Genomic DNA, 21865 nt, shown 5'->3' with positions numbered 1-21865 from the left:
TACAATTAGTAACGAATATAGAATTATAATGCCTAAAACAATAAACTTTTTGTCAATAAAAAAAGATAATCCTAAAACCAAAAATGGTGAAATATATAAAATATAATCACTTAGTTTACAACTTTCTACCTTTTTAAAATTCAAAAATAAAAGTTTTATAAACCAAAAAGTTAAAACTAAAACTTGTAGTCGGTAAAATAGTTCATCAGTTGGTATTCCAAAAATTTCTTTGGGCATAAGATAAAACATTTTTTAATTAATTATAATTATCTTATTTTCAATAGGAATATGCACAAAATGCAAAATTATAAAACCTAATAACCAAAAAGATACAACAAGAAAACCAACCTTTTTTGTTATTTTTTGCTCTGAAAATAAGGCTATTAAATAAATTATAGTAAATACGCAAAACGAAATAGCAAAAAATATCTGAAAAAGTACAGCATCTGAAAAACCCTTAACAATAACCGATTCAGTTGGATTATTCGGATTTACAAAAACCTTTATCATTTTAGCATTTTTAAAAACCTGATAAAGAGCATTTTCATATTTTTTTGAACCAGAATCGTAACCAAAAGATATTTTATTCCCTCTAAAAATTTTTCCTGAATGAAAATATTCATAATCAACAAGAACCCGATAAGTTGTACCCTTGCCACCTTGCCGAATCCTAAAATCGGTAGCAATTATTTTAGCCGTTGTTTCCTCCCAATTTTCACTTCTGTGTATGTCACAAATAGCCAAGATACTACGATACGAGAAAAAAACAGAACCTATAAAAAATAAAAAAATCAAAAGTAAATAACCTACCTTTTTCTTTTTAGAATCCTTCATTTAGAATAATTTATAAAGCTACACCAACTCAAAATCCAATTGTTTTTTAAGCAAATCCGTATTTTTTACGCGAACAACTACTTCATCACCAAGCTGATACATATTTTTGGTAACTTCCCCAACCAAAGCGTATTGTTTCTCATCGAAAATGTAATAATCGTCTTTAATATCTCGAGCTCTTACCAAACCTTCACATTTATTTTCCACAATTTCCACATAAATACCCCATTCGGTAACTCCTGAAATGACTCCTCTAAAATGCTGATTTTTATGATTTTCCATAAATTTCACTTGCATATATTTGATAGAATCACGCTCGACAGATGAAGCCAAATTTTCCATCTGTGAAGAATGTTTACATTTGGTTTCATAAACTTCCTGTTTTTCAGAAGGTTGATTATCCAAATATTTCTGCAATAATCGATGTACCATCACATCAGGATAACGACGAATAGGCGAAGTAAAATGCGTATAAAAATCAAAAGCCAAACCGTAATGACCAATATTTTCCGTTGAATATGAGGCTTTTGCCATAGAACGAATGGCAAGTGTATCCACCAAATTCTGTTCTTTTTTGCCTTTTACTTCTTCCAAAAGCGAATTTAACGAATGTGTAATACTCTTTCTGTCCTTCATATTGATGCCATAACCGAAACGAGAAATCACACCATTGAGCTGCATCAATTTTTCGTCATCAGGTTCATCGTGAACACGATACACAAAAGTTTTCTTCTGCTTGGCGATGAATTCGGCTACTTTTCGGTTTGCCAAAAGCATAAATTCTTCAATGAGTTTGTTGGCATCTTTGCTTTCTTTGAAATATACGTGCGTTGGATTATCGTTTTCATCTAAATGGAATTTTACTTCAATTTTTTCAAAAGAAATAGCTCCTAATCGCATTCGTTTGATACGCAGTTTTTTAGCCAAATCGTCCATAAGTAAAATGGCTTGAACTACATCTTTTGGAACAGAATAACTTCCTTCTCTACGAATTGAAATTTCAGAAGGCATTTGAAAATCAGATATTTCTACTTTTTCTTGCTTCTCTCCTACTCCCGCAAAATTTTCGATAATTTCTTGAGCTTCCTCGTATGCAAAACGATGGTCGGAAAGCGTTACAGTTCGTCCAAACCACGTATTTAGAATTTCTGCCTTTTTGTTCATCTCAAAAACCGCTGAAAATGTGTACTTTTCTTCATTCGGACGCAACGAACACGCAAAATTAGAAAGCACTTCAGGAAGCATTGGCACTACCCTATCCACCAAATACACGGAAGTGGCTCGATTGTAGGCTTCTTCGTCTAAAATAGTTCCTTCTTGGACATAATGCGACACGTCGGCAATGTGTACGCCAATTTCGTAATTTCCGTTTTCCAAAATTTGGAACGAAAGTGCATCATCAAAATCTTTGGCATCTTTCGGGTCTATGGTGAAAGTCAGTACGTTACGCATATCACGGCGTTTGGCAATTTCCTCAGCGGTGATGGACGTATCCAATTGTTTTGCAAAGGCTTCCACTTCGTGCGGAAACTCGTAAGGCAAACCATATTCTGCCAAAATGGAATGCATTTCGGTGGATTGTTCACCGGGTTTTCCAAGAATTTGCTCAATCACTCCGAAAGGCGAATTGGATTTTCCTTCCCATTTTTCGATACGAACGATGACTTTATCGCCGTTTTCAGCTCCGTTAATATCATTTTTCGACACGAAAATATCAGTGTACATTCGGTGGTCGGTTGGCAAGACGAAAGCAAAATTTTTCTGCATTTGCACAACGCCCACAAAGCGCATTTTTTTACGCTCAATAATTTTTGTAACCTCGCCTTCTAATTTATTTCCTTTTCGGAATCGAGGAAAAATATAAACTTCCACCAAATCTCCGTGAAGGGCTTTGTTAAGCATATTGGAAGAGACAAACACATCTGTTTCTAACTCATCTACAACAACATAGGCATTTCCACGAGAAGTAATATCCACTATTCCTGTATAATAATTCTGACTTGGAATAGCTTTGTATTTTCCGCGTTCAACTTCGAGGATTTTCTTTTTTTCTTTGAGTTGTACTAATCTTTTTATAAGTAGATTACGTCCGGAGGCATCGGTAATGTTCAATTTTGCTGCAATTTGTTTGTAGTTAAAACTCTCATTCTGATTGGTTTCCAATACAGAAAAGATGCCTTTTGTAAGGTCGTGTTTTTTAGCTTTAGCTGTTTTCTTTTTTTGTTTAGACATAAATAATTAATAATTTTGCTCTTTATAAAATTACGTTCTGTATTTCAAACAGAATTGATTCCAAAGATAAAAATAAAAATAGAAACTACAATTTTGAAATTATCTTTAACATATTCTGAATTTTATTTTTTTGATGTTTTCAACAATTCAATTTAAAGAATAAAAAAATATTTTTTTAAATAAAAAATGGGTTATTATTATTATCCTGTTGAAATGCTGAAAAAATAAAATATCTAATATTTGCTTTTTCGAGTATTAGTAGTTTATAAATAGTTATTAACAACTTTTATTTATTTAATTATATTTAAAATCAGCTATTTATATATTATTGTTAATAACTCATTTTTGAAATAAACAACCTTTTTTTGATAAGTTTCAGACTCAAAAATTGTTGATAACTATAGGAAAAGTATGCATATTTTTTCTACAAATAAATTTGTTTTTTTGGTTAAGTAGTTTGTATGTACAAATCTGTAAAAATTGCAAGTTTTATAGTTGTTTTTTACTTAAAAAGTTATCCACAATTTAACATTTTCCGATGTAATTTGTTTTCAATAAGTTAATAAAAGTTATTTACAAGGGTGTTGAAATCTCTTCCAAATTCTGTTTTCGTACACAAATTTTGTTTCATTTTATTGGAAGATTGCAAGTTATGAAATTATACCAAGCTGTATTTGCTAATTTTCTTTTTTTGGATAAAATGAAAGAAAAATAATTTGGTAATAGTTGACCATTTTCTCAAAAAAAAATAGTAACTTTAACCACGAAAAACAAAGTTAAAATTAACTTAATTTTTTCTAGAAATAGATTTTTGTAAAATAATATTAACCAGCTAATTAATGATATTTGTAGGTTTTTTCGATTTTGAAGAATGATGAATTATAATTGATAAAATTAACTATTTTTTATATTTCTTAGTTTAGAATTGATACATTTTTACTGAAAAATTGGAATTGCTTACTCGTGTCGGTACTTGTGCGTATGCTTTCCATTCTAAAAAATGACCCTTTATTAAAACCTTTTGAAGGTGAAATTCAGAAAAGATACAATCATTTCCTGCAAACTCAGAAAACAATGCAAGGAAATTGCGTTCGCCTGTCTGATAATATAAATTCTCACTTGTTTTACGGATTGCATTTTACGGAAAATGAATGGATTTTGAGAGAATGGGCTCCGAATGCCACAAAAATATATCTACTTTTTGAAAAAAACGATTGGCAATCAACTGAAAAATATGCTTTTACAAAAATAGACCACGAAAATTGGGAAATTCGTTTGCCAAAATTGGAACTTTTACACGGTAATTTATACAAGTTATATGTAGAATGGCAAGGCGGTGGAGCAGAAAGACTTCCTTCACACGCAAAAAGAGTAGTTCAGGACGAATATACGAAAGTTTTTACCGCCCAAGTTTGGCAGCCCGAAAAGCCCTATCAATGGAAAAATACTCGACCTTCTCAAACGAATTCTCCTCTAATTTATGAAGCTCATATTGGTATGAGCTCCGAACAAAGAAAAGTGACTTCTTTTACCGAATTTCGTCTGTTTGTGTTGCCTCGAATTGCTTCTTTGGGCTACAATACCATTCAACTTATGGCAATTCAGGAACATCCGTATTATGGTTCGTTCGGTTATCAGGTGGCGAATTTCTTCGCTGTGAGTTCTCGTTTTGGAACGCCCGAAGAGCTTAAAGAATTGATAGACACAGCTCACGGATTAGGAATTAAAGTCATTTTGGATATTGTACATTCGCATTCGGTAAGCAACGAAGCCGAAGGATTGGGCTATTTTGATGGCACAGATTATCTGTATTTCCATTCGGGCGAAAGGGGAAAACATCCGCAGTGGGATTCGCGTTTGTTCGATTACGGAAAACCACAAGTGCTTAATTTTCTGCTTTCTAATTGTAAATATTGGTTGGAAGAATTTCAGTTTGATGGCTTCCGATTTGATGGCGTTACAAGTATGATTTACCTCGACCACGGATTAGGAAAAGCCTTCACTAATTATTCTTTGTATTATGATGGAAATCAGGATATTGATGCGATAACATATCTGACTTTGGCAAATCAGCTTATTCACGAAATACATCCGAAAGCCATTACCATTGCTGAAGAAATGAGCGGAATTCCGGGCTTGGCGTTTCCTATTGAGGAGGGTGGAATGGGTTTCGATTATAAAATGCATATGGGCGTTCCCGATTATTGGATTAAACTTTTGGAAGATTACAAAGATGAAGATTGGCACGTGGGCGATATCTATTATGAACTGACTAACAAACGTTTAGAAGAAAAAACTATCAGTTACGCCGAAAGTCACGACCAAGCCTTAGTGGGCGACAAAACGATTTTCTTCCGTTTGGCGGATAAGGAAATTTATTCAGGAATGAGCGTTTTCGACCAAAATTTGGTGATTGATAGAGCTATTGCTTTACATAAAATGATTCGTTTGGTAACCATTGCCACAGCAGGAAATGGCTATTTGGCATTTATGGGGAACGAATGGGGACACCCTGAATGGATTGATTTTCCGCGTGAAGGAAATGGTTGGAGTTACAATCACGCGCGTCGTTTGTGGAGTTTGCTTGATGATGAAAACCTGAAATTCAAATATTTGAATAATTTTGATAGGGCGATGATTCATTTTGTGAAAAAGAATAATTTACTCGAAGAAATGCCTAATATTTTGGTTCGTGATAACGAACGTCAAATTTTAGTTTTTGAGCGAGGTGGATTTTTGTTTGTGTTTAATTTCAATCCGTCAGAGTCGTTTAATAATTATGAATTTGAGGTAGAAGCAGGAAAATACACCTATGTTTTAAATTCAGATAATCCGAACTTTGGAGGTCAAAATCGTATCGATGAAAATGTCGAGCATTTTACGCAGTATAAACACGAGAAGAATTTAATCAGTTTGTATGTTCCGTCAAGGTTAGCTATTGTTTTGAAAATGAATGAGTAGTTTATTTGTTATATAGTTAAAAAATAGTAAATAATCACGATTAAATGATAAATGAAATAAAAATATTTACCACTGACGACAAAAAAATTTCATTGCAGGTTTCCTTGGAGAAGGAAACAGTGTGGCTTACGCAGTCGCAAATGTCTTTTTTGTTTGATACAAGTACGGACAATATCGGTTTGCATTTAAAAAATATTTTTTTAGAAGAGGAATTAGATGAATTTTCAACTACCGAGGATTTCTCGGTAGTTCGTCAAGAAGGAAAAAGGCAGGTTAAGAGAACATTAAAACACTATAATCTTGACGCAATTTTGTCTGTCGGATATAGAGTTAGCTCTAAGAGAGCAACTCAATTCCGCAAATGGGCGACACAAACCCTAAAACAACACTTGGTTCAAGGTTATACCATTAATGAGCAACGCTTAAAAGAGCGGGGTATCGAATTTAATGAAGTCCTTTCGTTGTTGAGTTCCACTTTGGAAAATCAAACTTTAATAAGCGATGAAGGTGTTGCGGTACTGAAAGTTGTGCAAAAATATGCAAAAAGTTGGAGTTTATTACAAGCTTACGACCAACAGAGCCTACCTAAAAGTTCTTTAAAGAACCAAGAAATGAACGCTTTGCCGTATGAAGATGTCTTAAAAGCCATTGACCAACTCAAAAAATCACTCGTTGAAAAGGGTGAGGCTAGTGAACTTTTCGGACAAATACGCAGTAGCGGACTTGAGTCAGCATTGGCTACCATTGAGCAAGGTTTCGGTGAGGAATATTTTTACCCCAATGTAGCAAGTAGAGCGGCACATTTACTCTATTTCATCATAAAAAATCATCCGTTTGCCGATGGAAACAAACGTACGGGAGCATTTTTGTTTTTATGGTATTTGCGTATCAATCAACATCTTTTGCAAAAAACTGTGGAAAACTTAATTAACGACAATACATTGGTTGCTTTGGCTTTATTAGTTGCTGAAAGTAAACCTGAACAAAAAGAATTAATAATACGTTTAACAGAACATTTCATTAACGTCTGAATAAAAAAATAAGATAATGAGTTATTTAACATTCAAAAAGAAAGAATTAATCAATTTGGAATATTCTCTTGACAGAGAGTTTCTTGGCACCAATCGCGGGGGCGGATACAGCTCTTCTACCCTTGTTTTTTGCAATACACGAAAATATCACGGACTTTTGGTAGTTCCACTCGAAAATTTCAGAGGACAGAATCACGTCTTGTTGTCTTCACTTGATGAAACCATCATTCAACACGGACGCGATTTTAACTTTGCCGTGCATCAATATCCCGAAACGTACGAACCTCGCGGACATAAATATATCGTGGACGTTTCCTACGAAAAAGCCTTTACGGTCATTTATCAGGTGGGGGGCGTAACGCTCAAAAAAGAAATTCTGATGGTACATAACGAACCTCAGGTTTTGGTGCGTTACACCTTGCTCGAAGCCCACTCCCCTACTAAGTTGAGGTTGAATCCGTTATTGGCATTTCGTGATATTCATTCGTTAAGTAAAGTCAATGATTTAGCAAACAAAAATATTGAGAAAATTGAAGGCGGAATCAAAACCAAACTCTATCCTGATTTTCCGTATTTGCATTTGCAGTTAAGCCAAGATACTGATTTTGAATACCAACCGAATTGGAATTGTAATATATTTTATAAAAAAGAAAAAGAACGTGGATACGATTATACGGAAGATTTGCTCACGCTTGGTTATTTCGAATTGAATATCAAAAAAGGCGAAAGCGTTGTATTTTCGGCAAGTACGGAGGAAAACAACAGCAAACAACTCAAACAGAAATTCACCCGACTTATCAATCAGCGTCGCGAGCGAAACTCGTTTGAGGAATGCCTTAACTATTCTGCTACGCAATTTCTAATTCAGAAAGCAGGAGAAATTCGCGTGAAAGAAGGTTATCATTGGTACAATAGCAACACACGCGATACGTTCATCGCTTTACCGGGAATTGCTTTGGCAGAAAACACTCAAAAGACGTTCGATGAGGTACTTACATCAGTTAAAAAATATTTTTCCAATGGACTTTTTGAAAAAACAGTAAGTACGCACGTAGCTGAACGTCAATATGATGCCGACACTTCACTTTGGTTTTTTTGGACAATTCAGCAGTATGAAAAATACACCAAAAAAACGCCAAAACAACTTTGGAAAGACTTTGGCGAGTTGATGCGAACCATTTTGGAAACTTACAAAAATGGACAGCATAAATCCATACGAATGGATAACAACGGACTGATTTGGTCGGAAGATATTAGTCGTCCGCTAACGTGGGTCGATGCTCAATTTGATGGCGGAGCCATTGTTCCGCGAAACGGTTATGTGGTCGAAGTCAATGCGTTGTGGTACAATGCTGTGTGTTATGCACTTGCTTTGGCAGAATCCTCAAAGGATAAAGATTTTCTGAAAGAATGGAGCGATTTACCTATGATGATTGCTGAAAATTTCAATCAAACCTTTTGGATTGCTGACAAAAAATACTTGGCAGATTATGTGAATTATGCTCATCAAAATCGTGATGTTCGCCCCAATCAGTTGATACCTTGTGCGTTGGCATATTCTCCTCTTGATGAGCGAAGTAAGAAACGCGTTTTGGACATTGTCAGACAAGAATTGCTCACTCCAAGAGGATTGCGTTCGTTGTCACCTAAAAATAAAAGTTACGAAAGCGTAAGTATTGGCAACGTGTACGACCGCGACCGAGCTACGTTTAACGGGTCGGTACATCCTTGGTTTATAGGATTTTATATAGAAGCTCATTTAAAAATTTACGGAAAAACCTATATCCCTGATGCAGAAGCAATTTTAGCTGATTTTGAGGAAGAATTAAGCGGACACGGCGTAAGTACCATTTCGGCAATTTATGACGGAAATCCGCCATTCCGTTCGCGAGGTTGCATTTCTAAAGCCCGAAATGTAGCCGAAATCCTTCGAGCCAAACAACTGACAATGAGTTATGATTTGTAGGAAACAAAGTCAGCAGGGTGTAAGCGTATAAGTATCCGTTTAGTTACAGGTGCGTATGCGATACGTATTAACATTCACAATAAATAATGTCTGTTTATTGATGTTAAAAATAAATTTATGAATAAATATCTGATGTTCTTTGTATTGTTGTCATACCATTGTTTTTCGCAACAACATCAAGAAGAGATTATTAAAACCTATCTGAACGATTGTGCGATGAAATACAATTATAATTATCAGATGAAGCAATGGCAAGATTGTTTGGATTTAGGACTTCAAAGAGATAGTACTATTGCTTATTTGTGGCAACAGAAGGCAATGCCCTATTTTAAAGCACAAAAGTACGAAGTCGGAATGTCTTATTTGGACAAGGCAGTTATTTATAATCCGAAGCGTTGGTTGCCTTATCGGGGTTTTATCAAATGTATTTTTTCGAAGTCGTATAAGGAAGCAATTGATGATTTTGAGAAATCAATTCTTTTACTTGGTAATCAGTATGAAATGGATCATACATATCGGTTTTACATAGCTTTATCCTACTTGCAACTTAACGAATTCGAAAAAGCAGAAAGATTATTTGAACAGGATATTTCAGAGCAGGAACAAAAATTCAAAACGGCTCATTACTTGGATTTATTTTATTTTGGGATTTGTAAGTTTGAATTGGAAAAATTTGATGAGGCAATCATCTTTTTTGACAAAGCTCTTGAACAATACCCTCAATTTTCAGATGTTTGGTATTATAAAGCGGTTTGTTTTTTACGTTTGGGACAATCCGAAAAAGCTGTTGAACCTTATGAAAAAGCCAAAGATTACGCCAAACAAGGGTATACCATAAATGAAGACAACGTAGTTTATGAAAAATATCCTTATCAAGTACGATGGTAATTATGAAGTTCTGTAACTTTGTTAAAGTTTAAGAAAAGTTGAAGTTATATAGATGACCTATTGATTACTAATACATAGAAATATCCGCCACATTGTAAGGGCAAAATATATTTTGCTCCTACTTACAATAAAAAATAATGAAGTTATTAACTGATAAAATCTATCGTATTGAAAAATTTGAGGGCAAAGGCGGTTGGACGTTCGTTCGGATTCCTGAAATTAAACCCAACAAAAACGCCCCTTTTGGTTGGGTACGAGTTTTCGGTACTATTGATGGGCATTCCATCGAAAAGTACAATTTGCAATCGATGGGAAACGGAAATTTGTTTTTGCCACTGAATGCTCAAATCAGAAAGAAGATAAAGAAACAAGCGGGTGATAATGTGCATATTGTGTTGTATGAAGATAACGTTCCGTCAGAAATTGCGAATGAACTCAGAATGTGTTTGCAAGATGAAAAACATCTTTTGGAAACATTTTTGAGCTATTCTGAAACAAAAAGAAAAAAACTAATTGATTGGATTTATCAGTCTAAAAATGAAGATGAGAAAGCAAACCGAATTGTAGAGATAATTAACAGAATAAGTAGTGAAAAAATAACGAAATAACAATAAAATTGTGTTTATTATGAGCTATTTATACGGATAGAAGATGAATACGAACGAGAGTTTTGAAAGAAACGAAATGGAGGATAATAGCAAAGAAATAGAATAAAAGAATCAATAAAATTTTAAATAGAAACGCCAAATAAGTAAGAATGATATGAGTGTAAAAGTACTAATGTTCGGTTGGGAGTTTCCGCCCCACATCAGTGGAGGGCTTGGCACAGCCTGTTATGGAATCGCCAAAGGATTAGCAAAGCACAACGTAAATGTTTTGTTCGTGATGCCAAAAGCAGGGGGTGATGAGGATAGTTCCGTCGCACAGATTATAAACGCAAGTGATGTGGAAATGCTCCAAAATATGGAAAATATTGAGGAGTTTTGGAAGAATATCAACTTTATGGAAATCGGTTCGAATTTAGTTCCGTATTTAGACCCCGAAACTTTTGCTCGTGAACGCGAAGCCTATCTGAAAACGGGCGAAAACAAAGAAACCATTTCTTTCAGAAATAAATTCCAATTTTCGGGTAAGTATGGTGCCAATCTGATGGAGGAAGTGTATCGATATGCGTTGGTTGCCGGAACGGTGGCGAAAAATCATCAATTTGATGTTATCCACGCCCACGATTGGCTCACGTACAGTGCCGGAATTGTTGCCAAGAAACTATCAGGAAAACCATTGGTGGTTCACGTACACGCTACCGAGTACGACCGAGGCGGGGAACACAATCGTAATACATTGGTGTATGATATCGAAAAACGCGGAATGGAAGCTGCTGACATTGTGGTTACTGTGAGTAATTGGACGCGTAACATCGTGGTGGAGAAGTACGGCATCAATCCGGAAAAGGTTATCACGGTGCATAATGCGGTTGATTTTTCTGCTGAAACTACCGAAAAGGAAGAACGAGGCGTTAAGGAGAAAATCGTAACTTTCTTAGGAAGAATTACCCTGCAAAAAGGTCCGGAATACTTCGTTGAAGCCGCAGCTAAGGTACTCAAACGAACTCCCAACGTTCGTTTTGTAATGGCAGGAAGTGGCGAGAAGATGAATCCGTTGGTGCGACGTGTGGCACAACTGGGTATCGGAACGAAATTTCATTTTACGGGTTTCTTAAAAGGTGGTGAAGTACAGCGAATGTTCCGTTATAGTGATGTTTATGTAATGCCTTCGGTTTCAGAGCCTTTCGGGATTTCACCTTTGGAAGCGATGCGTTCGGGTGTGCCTACTATCATTTCGAAGCAATCGGGTGTGGCTGAGGTTTTAGACCACGCCATCAAGGTCGATTATTGGGATATTGATGCCTTGGCAGATGCCATTCACGGAATCCTCTCCTATCCTACTCTTGCCGAATATATGTCACGTGAAGGCTATGATGAGGTAAATCAGCTCAAATGGGAAAACGCCTCTTTGAAACTCAAAACCATTTACGAAAAGCTCGTGAAATGATAAAAAACAACCAATCAATACATTAGAGAAACGATAAAATGGCAGAAAATAAAAAAGAATCAAAAAATATCAACATAAAAACACATAACGATATGAAGAAATCAGTCTGTATTTATTTCCAAATACATCACCCCGAACGACTTAGAAAATATCATTTTTTTGATATAGGAAAGAAACATAATTATTTTGACAATTACGCCAATCGTTCTGAATTGGAGGAACTTGCCGAAAATTGCTACCTTCCAACCAATGCATTGCTGTTGGATTTAATCAAAAAATACAACGGAAAGTTCAAGGTTGCCTTTTCGATTTCGGGTTCGGCAATCGACCAATTAAATATGCACACTCCTGAGGTAATCCGCTCGTTTCAAGAACTTGCTGAAACTGGCAATGTGGAATTTCTGGCGGAAACCTATTCGCATTCATTGGCTTCCCTTTCAGAGGATTCTGACGAGTTTGAACAACAAGTAAAACGCCACGTAAATGTGGTAAAAAGTCTTTTCGGAAAGAAGCCCGTAACGTTCCGAAATACGTCTTTGATTTATTCTGACAGAATCGGAGAACGGGTAGCCAAACTTGGTTTCAAAACAATGCTTACCGACGGAGCAAAACACGTTTTGGGTTGGAAAAGTCCGAACTTTGTGTATAAAAATCCGATAGATGAAAATCTAAATTTATTACTGAAAAACAGCAAATTAAGTGACGATATTGCCATTCGATTTTCTGACAGACAATGGGGCGAATATCCGCTTACTTCCGAGAAATATGCTTCGTGGGTAAAACATAGTTTGGCAGAAACTGAAGTGCTTAATCTGTTTATGAATTACGATGTTATCGGTCATTACAATCGCAAAGAAAGTGGCATTTTCGACTTTTTGGAGTATTTTGTAAAAAATATGATGGAAGACGATGAGTATCAGTTTCTTCTTCCGAAAGAAGTTGTTAAAAAACACACTGCGAAAGATGTTTTGCCCGTTCCTTTTCCAATTTCGTGGACAGACGAAGAACGTGATATTACTTCGTGGCTTGGAAACGAATTACAGAAAGAGGCGTTCAACCAATTATTTAGAATTCAGGCTATTGTAAAGAAGAAAAAGAATGCAGAATTGTCCGACGATTACGGACGATTACAAGCGAGTGAACATTTTTATCATATGCGGACTAAACTCTTCTCTACTTCGGATTATCATAAGTATTTCACTCCGTATGATTCTCCGTATGAGGCGTTTATCAACTATATGAACATTTTGAGTGATTTTGAGGTACGTTTGGAAGAAAAGTAATATAATGAACTGCTGTGGTTGTGAACGCTATGGCAGTTTTTTATTAAATGAATTTTAGCAGAAATAACAAAAATAGCGAGATTTATCTAAAATTCCGCTATTTTTCTATTAGTATGTTTAAACAATTAAAGGTCAAATCGTATTCCGAATGAAACCAGATTTTGTTTTGGAGCATTCTTTTCAAATAAAGCGTTTAAATCGTATTTAAAATACAAAGCATTTCCCTTGTATCCTAAGTAAGTACTTAATCCGTACACAAAGTCAGAGGTATTGAAATCATACTTTTGTAAAACTCTATCACTATTTCTTCGGAAGAAATTTTTTGTTTTTAAATGTGTGCCTATAAAACCTCCAACACCTACACGGAATGATTCTTGGTCACCAAAAAGAAATTTCCCTTTCTGTCTCATATTCTTGCTAAAATCATACTCAAAGTGTAATGGTAAAGTTAGGTATACATTTTTAAATCGGTTTTTAGAAATTTCATTATCAGTAACTATTTTGGTAATTTCGCCTTCTTTTTTAAAATATTTTCCTGATGTTGGATATAAATTATTATAAGTAACTGAAAAACCAACTCGGGATATAAGTTTTTTTGACTTAATAAGAGGAATTTTGTAATTAAATCCCCATTCAACGAAATAGGAACGAAAATTTTTGATTTCACTATCGCCAAGAGTTGAAAAATCCCCACTTTCAATTAAATTATTAAGCCCAAAAGCTACACTAAAACGAATTGGGGGAACCATTTCCACAAAACGACTAAATCTTGTATCGTGGTACACAACGACACTGTCGTTCAAAAAGCCTCTGCTTAGCTTTAGAAGATCTTTTTCTTTTTTTTCCATAAATTCTTCAATACGTTTGGCGTGAAATTCGGCATATTCCAATTTTTTTGCCTCCCACTGGACTTTGCTTAAAAGTTTTTTTGCATAAAGTGAGTCTAGTTTTTGAATTTCTTTTTTTAGACTATCCTTTTGTTTTTCAACAAAATATTCTATTTTATTACCAATTATTTCAGCTTCCTTAGAAAAAACTTTTTTCTTGTTTTGAGCATTTATGTTCAATGTAAACAATATTGTTACTATCAATAAAAATTTGTGATTCATATCTAAATTTTTTAATTATAAATTTGATTTTTTTTATATACTAGTTTGATTATCAGAATCCTGTTCTAATTCCTACGGAAAACATATTTTGTTTAATATCATTATTTTTAAACAAAGGATTCAAATCATATTCGAAATAAAGTGAAAGTTCCCTATAACCGATGTAAGCATTTAATCCGTAGACAAAGTCAGAAGTATTAAGATTATTTTTCTGTAAAATCCGCTCATCACCTTGTCGGAAGAATTTTTTTGTTTTCAAACGAGTACCAATAAAGGCACCTAAGCCTACACGGACACTTTCCTCACTAACAAAATACGCCTTATTCATCTTTGACTTCGTTCCAAAATCATATTCAAAAAATAAAGGCAAAGTCAAATAAACATTTTTAAAACGATTTTTATCAATCTCATCACTATCCATTAAAAGCGTTTGTTCCCCTTCTTTCTTGAAATATTTACCAGATTTAGTATATAAGTTATTATACATTAAAGAAAGTCCTGTACGAGCTGTAATTTTATGCGATTTTGTTAATGAAAACTGATTAAAAAGTCCCCATTCAAAAAAGTATGATTGTAAAGAACGTATATCGTTATTTATGGTGGAAAAGTCTTTGTTTTCCATCAAACCGTTGAATCCTAAGGCAAATGAAATATGAAGATATGGAAGTTTCTTCATAGCTTTTCTGAATTTTGTTGGAGGAAGACGAGTGACAACCTCACCTGTCACTAAACCTTTGGTTAGGTCTAAAAGTTTTCCTTCTTCTTTGTTCATTAACTCCTCAATACGTTTAGCTCTGAACTCGGCACGTTCTATTTTTTGGTTTCCCATTCAATTTTTGTTAGTTTCCCGTTGTTGTAGAGAGAATCCAATTTTTGTGCTTTCATTTTTAGCGAATCCTTTTGAGTTCGTACTATATATCCTATTTTCCTGCCTACATAATCAACTTCGTCACTGAAAATCTTTTTTGTTTTTTGAGCATTCATACTAAAAGTAAGGAATAATCCTATCCATAAAATTTTCTGTTTCATAATTTACTTGTGTTTAGATTGTTCATATGCAATTCGTTCTTTAAAATCTTCATATTTTTCTAAAATAGTCTTGAATAAATTGGTTTTGTATTTATTGTTAGATTGTTTTTCAATTTGTGAAAGAAGCAATTGGGCATCTACTTCCAATTTTATCGGATTTGGGTTGGGAGACTGTATTTCATTTTCCATTTCAAGTGCAATATTTTCAATATCAGTGCTTTCTACCAAAGCCAAAAGTTGTTTTGCGGAAATATATCGATTCTTTGTAGTTTTTGTTTCTTTTTCAAGAATTGGTAAACTATCTGATTGATTTTCAATTTCTTCAATTTTTTCTTCAGATGAAATCACGTAAGTTTCTTTTTCCTCAGTTTCAGGCAAATCAATGGTTTCTTTTGGACTTATTTTTTCTTTTCTGATAGATGTAATATGTTCTTTTTCAATAGATTTCATCAATATTTCCTTTTCAGGTGTAATTTCTTCCTTTATTTCTATTTTCTCAGAAGGAATATTTACGATTTGATTATTTTCAATTATTTCTTCAGAATTTTTAAATAAAAATAGTACATTGATAATCAGAATTATAACTGCTATTGCTGCCGCCCAAATCCATTTTAAATTTCTTCGTTTTGCGGTAAGTTTTTCATTTTTTGGTAACTGAGCTTCCAACTTTTCCCAAGTATCGTACGAAGGCTCTATGATGTGGTTTTCTAATTTTTCTCGAAATTGTTTTTCTAAGTTTTTCATTTTTAATTATTTAAAAGAGTTATTTGTTTTTTCAAAATTTTTCGTGCGTGTGATAATTGTGATTTTGAGGTTCCCTCCGAAATTCCAAGCATTTTGGCAATTTCTGAATGTTTATATCCTTCAATGGCATATAGGTTAAAAACAATACGATAACCATCGGGTAATGAATCGATTAGTTTTTCTATTTCCTCTACAGAAAATTGCTGATTAATTTCATCGTGAATTTCTTCAAAGTAGTAAGTTTCCTCAGTGTAAAAAAGTTGCTTTTTTGAACGTAAGAAAGAAATACATTCGTTGGTAATAATCTTTCGTATCCAACCTTCAAAACTTCCTTGAAAGGAGAAGTTTTGCAAACTTGAAAATATTTTTACAAATCCTTTAATCATCACATCTTCAGATAGATGAATATCTTTGATGTATCGGCGACAAATACCCAACATTTTTGGCGAGTATGTTGTAAAAATGTGTTTTTGTGCCATTCGGTCGTTGTTTATTGCCTGCCGAATTAGTTCTTTTTCGTTGTTGTATAAATTTTTCTTTATATTCACATTCGTTTTTTTCTTTTTTTGTATAGACGATAGAATTGTAAAAAGAGTTGCATTGTAAGCAAAAATAATTTTTTTGTTCGTATTTTATCTTTCTGATTTTTCATATTTTTGCCAATCAAAAAAACAATCAAAAATGAAAATAGCCATAGGAAATGACCACGCAGGTCCTGATTACAAAAAAGCCATTGTTGCGTATTTAGAAAGTCAAAATATTGAAGTTCTGAACTTTGGAACAGATACTTTTGATAGTGTTGATTATCCTGATTTTGGGCATAAAGTAGCACAAGCGGTTATTTCTGGAAAAGCCGATTTAGGAATTGTAATTTGCGGAAGTGGTAATGGAATTGCCATTACAGCCAATAAATATAAAGAAATCCGATGTGCTTTGTGTTGGACAAAAGAAATTGCAGTGTTAGCACGTCAGCACAATGATGCCAATGTGGTAAGTATTCCTGCACGTTTTACTGCCATTGAACAAGCTGTTGAAATCGTAAAAACATTTTTAAATACCGATTTTGAGGGTGGAAGACATACCAATCGAGTTAATAAAATAAGTTGTATGTAAAATCTGATTTTTCGTGATTTTTAGATATATATGAAAAATTGGTTGGAACGTACAGAACTTCTGGTAAAATCAGAAGCAATTGAGAAACTTAAATCGGCAAATGTACTGATTGTAGGACTTGGAGGCGTGGGTTCATTTGCTGCGGAATTCATTGCCCGAAGTGGAGTAGGGAAGATGACCATTGTTGATGGCGATGTATTTGATATTACGAATATTAATAGGCAACTCCCTGCTTTGCAAACTACTATCGGTAAACCCAAAGCAGAGGTTTTAGCCTCTCGTTTGAAAGATATTAATCCTGATTTGGAGCTTACTGTTCTGACAGAATTTCTATCTCCCGAAAGAGCTTTTGAGTTGGTATCTCCTAACTTTGATTATGTTCTTGATTGCATTGACAGTATTACGCCAAAATTAAATTTAATAATTGCTTCTCGCCGTAAAAAAGTAAAACTCATCAGTTGTATGGGAGCTGGTGGTGTATTAGATCCTTCCAAAGTAAAAGTGTCTGATATTAAAAACACGCGTGATTGTCCATTGGCAAGAAATATTCGTAAACGCCTTAAAAAAGAAGGAATTACCTCAGGGTTTAAAGCTGTCTTTTCCACCGAAATCGCTCCGAAAGATACAATGCAACAAACTGATGGTACGAACTATAAAAAGTCCTTTTATGGAACCATTAGTTATATGCCTGCTGCTTTTGGGCTACACGCTGCTGCTACAGTAATAAACTATTTAATAACCAAGGAATTAGAGATAATTGATTAATTTTTTCAATAAATAGTTTCTATTTCTTAAATTTTATTTTAAAATGAATATAAAAAATGCTCAGTTAGAAGTAGATAACTGGATTAAACAACACGGAGTTCGCTATTTTAATGAATTGACAAATATGGCTCAACTTACTGAAGAAGTAGGTGAGGTGGCTCGTATCATTGCTCGTAGATACGGTGAGCAATCTGAAAAAGAAAGCGATAAAGATAAAGATTTGGGTGAAGAACTTGCCGATGTGGTGTTTGTAGTACTCTGCCTTGCCAATCAAACAGGGATTGATTTACAGGAAGCTTTTGACCGAAAAATGGATAAAAAAACTAAACGTGACCATAATCGCCATCATAATAATGAGAAATTAAAATAATTCAGGTAATATATTTTAAAAAGAAAGGATTAAATAAAATTATAAAAATAAGCCATAAGTTTACAAGCTTATGGCTTATTTTTTTGTATATCTATCAATGACTAAAATATTAGTTTTTTACCAAAACTTGTAAATAATTGTTAGATAGGCCCCTGATTGGTAGACTTTCTTATTTGTGAAAATGGAATTGAATGAACCTCTATTTGTAATGGAAATTGTTGTGTTTAGTGCTTCCAAACCAAAACCAAGATTATATCCCCATTCATTTTGTTTGAGGCCTTCGTTTAGGGAAATGTTTCCATCTTTTGTATTAAAATTGTTTCTGTAATAAGTTCCACCAAAAATAAACAAACGTTGTTGGTCTTTTCCTGAAGTTGTAGGTGTCCCAAATTCTATATTTAAAGGAAAAGTGAATGAATGTCTTTTAAAAATTCCGTTTGCAGATTTTCCTGTATTGTAATCATATAATGTTTCGAGACTGAGGTGAAGTTTTTCCGTTATTTTATAGTTGAAGTGAAGTCCTGTGCTGTATGCAAATGCTGATTTGGAATCAAAAAATTCATCTCTATACAAATGTTTTCCCATACCTAAGTTCATAATGGCTCCAACTCGAAAACGATTCGTAAGAGTTTTGTTGTTTTTTTGGATTTTCTTTAAGGTAGCAATTGCTTCAATATCATTAGGTTGATTTGCAAGGTCTGTGATTACCCTGGCTATGAAGTTATTTATTTTAACCATTCCTTCATAATCTAACAGGTCTGCCTTATCTCCATACTGATGGTAAGGAGATTTTATCCCAGTAAACACGTGAACAGATGGAATACCTTTTTCTCCAAAATAGTGGGTGTCTGTTCTTTCCTCAATTTTGCTATTTACATTAAAAAGTGTAATATCTCCTGAATGCTTTTTTGCGATTTCTTCTCCGTTTTCAATGGTTTTTATTCCTTTGAGTTCTAGTTTTTTATTAGCTTCAAGCATACCAACCATATCAAAGTTAAACATTGCTTTTATATTTTCCAAGATGTCTTTTTCTAAATTATTTATAAAGTGAAGGGAGCCACGAAGCCCACTTTCTTCTGCATCGAAAGCAATGAATATCAGACTTCTTTTTGGATTATTTTCTGGTTTTGCAAAATATTTTGCTAATTCAATGAGTGCTGCGGTACCCGATGCATTGTCATCAGCTCCTGGATAGATATTTTTCCCTTTTTCTTTTGATAAATCATACCCTAAATGATCATAATGAGCACCTATTACGATATATTCACTCTTCAAAACGGAGTCTGTGCCTTCTACAATTCCAATGATATTGGTAGCATTTACTCTTGCTAAGTAAAATTTCAGTGAAAATTCCTGAAAATAGTCATTGTCAAAAGGTTTCAGACCTGCGGATATGAATTGCTCCTTTATGTACTCTTTTGCTAAATCTTTTCCATTTGTACCTAAGCCTCTTCCTTCGAGTTGTTCTGAAGCAAGGTAATCAACGTGATTTTTAAAGTCTTCAGCAGTGGCAGTTTGAGCAGCAGAGTTGTAAAAATAGAAAACAAAAATGATGAATAGTATTTGGTGTGGTTTCATAATGTTACTTTTTAGTAATGGAAGGCACAAATCTACCATTAAATTTATTAGAAAACAATGCTTATTTACAGAAATATTTTTTGTAACTACGTGGTATGATACTTTGTAAACATTTCACAGAAAATTTTGATAGTAAAAATTTCCTAATACAGAAATAATTTGTAACTTTGAAGCTCGAAAAGGAGTGAAAATAATTTAATTCATTACATATTATGATGAAAACCATTGACAATTTTAATTTCAAAGACAAAAAAGCACTTATCCGTGTGGATTTCAACGTGCCTTTAGATGAAAACTTCAAAGTAACCGACAATACACGTATTGAAGCTGCCAAACCAACGATTGAAAAAATACTAAACGATGGCGGTAGCGTGGTATTGATGAGCCATTTAGGTCGCCCAAAAGGAGAAAAAAATCAGAAATATTCGCTTAAACATATCGTTGATGAGGTTTCAAAAGAATTAGGAAAACCTGTTATTTTCGTTGATGATTGTGTAGGTGAGAGCGTAGAAAAAGCCGTAGCACAAGCCCCAAGTGGAAGCGTAATTCTGTTAGAAAATTTACGTTTTTATGCTGAAGAAGAAAAAGGAAATGAAGATTTTTCAGCGAAATTGGCAAAATTGGGTGATATTTACGTAAATGATGCGTTCGGAACGGCACATCGGGCACACGCTTCTACAACTATCGTGGCAAAATTCTTCCCAAATAATAAATGTTTTGGCTATTTACTTGCCAAAGAGATTGAAAGTATCGACAAAGTGATGAAGTCTGGCGAAAAACCAGTAACGGCTATCTTAGGAGGTTCCAAAGTTTCTTCAAAAATTACCATCATCGAAAATATTTTGGATAAGGTAAACCACTTAATCATCGGCGGAGGAATGGCGTATACTTTTGTGAAAGCACAAGGCGGAAAAATTGGAAATTCTATCTGTGAAGACGACAAGTTACAATTGGCGTTGGATATCTTAGCTAAGGCTAAAAGTAAAGGCGTTGAGGTACATTTGCCAGTAGATGTAGTTGCTGCTGACGATTTCAATAATGAAGCTAAAACACAAGTAGTTGACGTTACTAACATTCCTGACGGATGGCAAGGACTTGATGCTGGACCAAAAAGTTTGGCAAACTTCAAAGAAGTTATCTTAAAATCAAAAACCATTTTGTGGAATGGACCTGTGGGCGTGTTTGAAATGCCTACGTTTGCCAAAGGAACCATTGAAGTGGGTAATTTCATTGCCGAAGCTACCAAAAACGGAGCATTTTCACTTGTAGGTGGAGGTGATTCTGTGGCTGCCGTAAAACAATTTGGCTTTGAAAACAAAGTAAGCTACGTTTCAACAGGAGGTGGAGCGATGCTTGAAAGCCTCGAAGGTAGAGTTCTACCAGGAATTCAGGCTATTTACGAGTAATTTTTTCATAATAAATAGTTTTAGATTGAAAAGATGTTATCCAAATTTTTGAATAACATCTTTTTCTTTTTTACTAAAGTCGGTCGAAATTTTATGGTTTACTTTTTCTTGCAGTCGCACTCAACTGAATTCCAGCCTTCAACAAATCTCTCAATAGCATCACCAGATTTAACAATAGCAAAAATGGTAACCAAGATGACGAAAATAACTTTAGATACAGACCATTTTTTCTTCTCTTTCATAACATTCTGATTTTGATTTGTAAAATTAAACTAAGTTTATTTATTAATTGAGTTTTGATAATTAGCTACAAACTTCCCGATGGAATATCCAACCTGATAAACAAAGAAAATACCTAAAACAATCATCAGGATAAATCTTGATAACGATAATCTTCCTTTGCTCATTGCTTTCAAGTATTATGATTTCTTCGGCAATTATATAACTATTTTTTGATAAAATCAATAATTTGCTGTTTATATTTCTTGTTTATGATAAATATAA

General features: G+C 34.1%; 21 protein-coding genes. 11 read left to right on the top strand and 10 right to left on the bottom strand.

What is annotated here, in order from left to right; translation table 11 throughout:
- Window positions 1-252: 252 nt before the first annotated feature.
- Window positions 253-834, bottom strand: coding sequence for a DUF3592 domain-containing protein (locus tag CGC48_RS05835; protein ID WP_098028834.1), 582 nt, complete (start codon window positions 832-834; stop codon window positions 253-255).
- An 18-nt stretch (window positions 835-852) separates the two neighbouring features.
- Window positions 853-3066 (bottom strand): ribonuclease R family protein, encoded by a 2214-nt coding sequence (locus CGC48_RS05830; RefSeq protein WP_098028833.1) that lies wholly within the window; start codon window positions 3064-3066, stop codon window positions 853-855.
- Between the two features lie 981 nt (window positions 3067-4047).
- Here CGC48_RS05830 and CGC48_RS05825 point away from each other — a divergent pair.
- From CGC48_RS05825 to CGC48_RS05795, 7 genes are all read left to right on the top strand, one after another.
- Window positions 4048-6027, top strand: a complete 1980-nt coding sequence (locus CGC48_RS05825) for an alpha amylase C-terminal domain-containing protein (protein WP_098028832.1) — start codon at window positions 4048-4050, stop codon at window positions 6025-6027.
- A gap of 44 nt (window positions 6028-6071) precedes the next feature.
- Window positions 6072-7058, top strand: coding sequence for a RhuM family protein (gene rhuM / locus CGC48_RS05820; RefSeq protein WP_098028831.1), 987 nt, complete (start codon window positions 6072-6074; stop codon window positions 7056-7058).
- Window positions 7059-7074: 16 nt separating this feature from the next.
- Complete coding sequence (locus tag CGC48_RS05815) at window positions 7075-9024, top strand: glycogen debranching enzyme N-terminal domain-containing protein (protein ID WP_098028830.1); 1950 nt, start codon at window positions 7075-7077, stop codon at window positions 9022-9024.
- 117 nt (window positions 9025-9141) lie between these two features.
- Complete coding sequence (locus CGC48_RS05810; protein ID WP_095895982.1) at window positions 9142-9912, top strand: tetratricopeptide repeat protein; 771 nt, start codon at window positions 9142-9144, stop codon at window positions 9910-9912.
- A gap of 137 nt (window positions 9913-10049) precedes the next feature.
- Complete coding sequence (locus CGC48_RS05805; protein ID WP_098028829.1) at window positions 10050-10520, top strand: YdeI/OmpD-associated family protein; 471 nt, start codon at window positions 10050-10052, stop codon at window positions 10518-10520.
- A gap of 154 nt (window positions 10521-10674) precedes the next feature.
- Window positions 10675-11964, top strand: a complete 1290-nt coding sequence (locus CGC48_RS05800) for a glycosyltransferase family 4 protein (protein ID WP_098028828.1) — start codon at window positions 10675-10677, stop codon at window positions 11962-11964.
- Window positions 11965-12056: 92 nt separating this feature from the next.
- The gene (locus CGC48_RS05795) at window positions 12057-13247 is read left to right on the top strand and encodes a glycoside hydrolase family 57 protein (RefSeq protein WP_098029769.1); all 1191 of its coding nucleotides are present in this window, start codon (window positions 12057-12059) and stop codon (window positions 13245-13247) included.
- Window positions 13248-13372: 125 nt separating this feature from the next.
- Here CGC48_RS05795 and CGC48_RS05790 read toward each other — a convergent pair whose 3' ends face one another.
- The 5 genes from CGC48_RS05790 to CGC48_RS05770 are packed head-to-tail and all read right to left on the bottom strand — an operon-like array spanning window position 13373 to window position 16608.
- Window positions 13373-14356 (bottom strand): hypothetical protein, encoded by a 984-nt coding sequence (locus CGC48_RS05790; RefSeq protein ID WP_098028827.1) that lies wholly within the window; start codon window positions 14354-14356, stop codon window positions 13373-13375.
- Window positions 14357-14408: 52 nt separating this feature from the next.
- A complete protein-coding gene (locus CGC48_RS05785) occupies window positions 14409-15185 on the bottom strand; it encodes a porin family protein (RefSeq protein ID WP_098028826.1) in 777 nt (258 codons plus the stop codon).
- On the bottom strand, window positions 15167-15385 hold the full coding sequence (locus CGC48_RS05780; RefSeq protein WP_098028825.1) for a hypothetical protein: 219 nt from the start codon (window positions 15383-15385) through the stop codon (window positions 15167-15169). Before CGC48_RS05780 ends, CGC48_RS05785 begins: the two co-directional genes overlap by 19 nt.
- A gap of 3 nt (window positions 15386-15388) precedes the next feature.
- A complete protein-coding gene (locus CGC48_RS05775; RefSeq protein WP_098028824.1) occupies window positions 15389-16129 on the bottom strand; it encodes a hypothetical protein in 741 nt (246 codons plus the stop codon).
- A gap of 2 nt (window positions 16130-16131) precedes the next feature.
- Entirely contained in the window at window positions 16132-16608 is a 477-nt protein-coding gene (locus CGC48_RS05770; RefSeq protein ID WP_394336570.1) for an RNA polymerase sigma factor, read from the bottom strand.
- Between the two features lie 202 nt (window positions 16609-16810).
- Here CGC48_RS05770 and rpiB point away from each other — a divergent pair, with 202 nt between their 5' ends.
- The 3 genes from rpiB to CGC48_RS05755 are packed head-to-tail and all read left to right on the top strand — an operon-like array spanning window position 16811 to window position 18377.
- Window positions 16811-17242, top strand: coding sequence for a ribose 5-phosphate isomerase B (rpiB, locus tag CGC48_RS05765; RefSeq protein WP_098028823.1), 432 nt, complete (start codon window positions 16811-16813; stop codon window positions 17240-17242).
- A 30-nt stretch (window positions 17243-17272) separates the two neighbouring features.
- Complete coding sequence (locus tag CGC48_RS05760) at window positions 17273-18007, top strand: tRNA threonylcarbamoyladenosine dehydratase (RefSeq protein ID WP_098028822.1); 735 nt, start codon at window positions 17273-17275, stop codon at window positions 18005-18007.
- Between the two features lie 43 nt (window positions 18008-18050).
- Window positions 18051-18377, top strand: a complete 327-nt coding sequence (locus CGC48_RS05755; RefSeq protein WP_098028821.1) for a nucleotide pyrophosphohydrolase — start codon at window positions 18051-18053, stop codon at window positions 18375-18377.
- 117 nt (window positions 18378-18494) lie between these two features.
- Here CGC48_RS05755 and CGC48_RS05750 read toward each other — a convergent pair whose 3' ends face one another.
- Window positions 18495-19955: a M20/M25/M40 family metallo-hydrolase gene (locus CGC48_RS05750; RefSeq protein WP_157909875.1), complete on the bottom strand. Its 1461-nt coding sequence runs from the start codon at window positions 19953-19955 to the stop codon at window positions 18495-18497.
- Between the two features lie 215 nt (window positions 19956-20170).
- Here CGC48_RS05750 and CGC48_RS05745 point away from each other — a divergent pair, with 215 nt between their 5' ends.
- Window positions 20171-21361 (top strand): phosphoglycerate kinase, encoded by a 1191-nt coding sequence (locus CGC48_RS05745; protein WP_026193685.1) that lies wholly within the window; start codon window positions 20171-20173, stop codon window positions 21359-21361.
- A gap of 98 nt (window positions 21362-21459) precedes the next feature.
- Here CGC48_RS05745 and CGC48_RS11730 read toward each other — a convergent pair whose 3' ends face one another.
- On the bottom strand, window positions 21460-21603 hold the full coding sequence (locus CGC48_RS11730; RefSeq protein WP_157909874.1) for a hypothetical protein: 144 nt from the start codon (window positions 21601-21603) through the stop codon (window positions 21460-21462).
- A 36-nt stretch (window positions 21604-21639) separates the two neighbouring features.
- Window positions 21640-21768 (bottom strand): hypothetical protein, encoded by a 129-nt coding sequence (locus tag CGC48_RS11920; RefSeq protein ID WP_262481893.1) that lies wholly within the window; start codon window positions 21766-21768, stop codon window positions 21640-21642.
- Window positions 21769-21865 lie beyond the last annotated feature (97 nt).

It is taken from the genome of Capnocytophaga cynodegmi (genome assembly GCF_002302475.1).
In the GTDB taxonomy this organism is placed as follows: domain Bacteria; phylum Bacteroidota; class Bacteroidia; order Flavobacteriales; family Flavobacteriaceae; genus Capnocytophaga; species Capnocytophaga cynodegmi.
This window is presented reverse-complemented; position numbering and strand designations above follow the sequence as displayed.